This is a genomic window from Novosphingobium naphthalenivorans NBRC 102051 (assembly GCF_001590985.1).
GTDB classification, from domain to species: Bacteria; Pseudomonadota; Alphaproteobacteria; order Sphingomonadales; family Sphingomonadaceae; genus Novosphingobium; species Novosphingobium naphthalenivorans.
This window is the reverse complement of sequence record NZ_BCTX01000226.1, coordinates 1-588: the sequence shown is the minus strand read 5'-3', so window position 1 is coordinate 588 and position 588 is coordinate 1. Positions and strand designations below refer to the sequence as shown.

General features: G+C 53.6%; 1 protein-coding gene. It reads left to right on the top strand.

Features of this window, described 5'->3' with window-relative positions; genetic code table 11:
* The first annotated feature begins 77 nt into the window (after positions 1 to 77).
* The gene (locus tag NN5_RS24850; protein ID WP_157081346.1) at positions 78 to 569 is read left to right on the top strand and encodes a hypothetical protein; all 492 of its coding nucleotides are present in this window, start codon (positions 78 to 80) and stop codon (positions 567 to 569) included.
* Positions 570 to 588 lie beyond the last annotated feature (19 nt).

The window sequence follows — 588 nt, the reverse complement described above, 5'->3', positions numbered from 1 at the left end:
CCGGACACGCCGACATAGCGGACATCCGGCGATAGTGGCATGACGACGGAATGAAGTCCCTTCACTGCCTTCTCACAATGGTGTTGCTGGTGAGTGCTCAGCCCCTTTTGGCCGCAACTACACTTTGCGATGTCATTCGAAATTTCGAGATGGCTGCCCCCGCGAAATCGGACAATCCACACGAGAGGCGTTGGGTCGAGTTCCATTGGGGCTTTGACCACTCACCCGATACGATTTGGTCGTGGGGGTGTCAGCATTCGGCCCAACAAATTGCCGGTCAAACATGCACTTGGCTAAAAGATAATACCAATCAGGAGTTCGCCATGATTTTGCCGCAAAGCATCATGGCTTGTTACGGATATCACTTCCCAACGCACTCCTTCTACGATTGGGCTGGGATGACTGGGACGATCACTCTTCGTGGTCACAAGGGAACCCGTTTGCTTCTCGATTTAAACTACCGAGACCTTCCGAACGGGGAGGTCGCCATGAGGCTTGCTGTCGAAACCGAGGATGGTGTCTATGTGCCTGACGAACTGCCGTCGATTGCGCCAATGCCTGTGAAGTAGGAAACTGTTCGTCCGCACA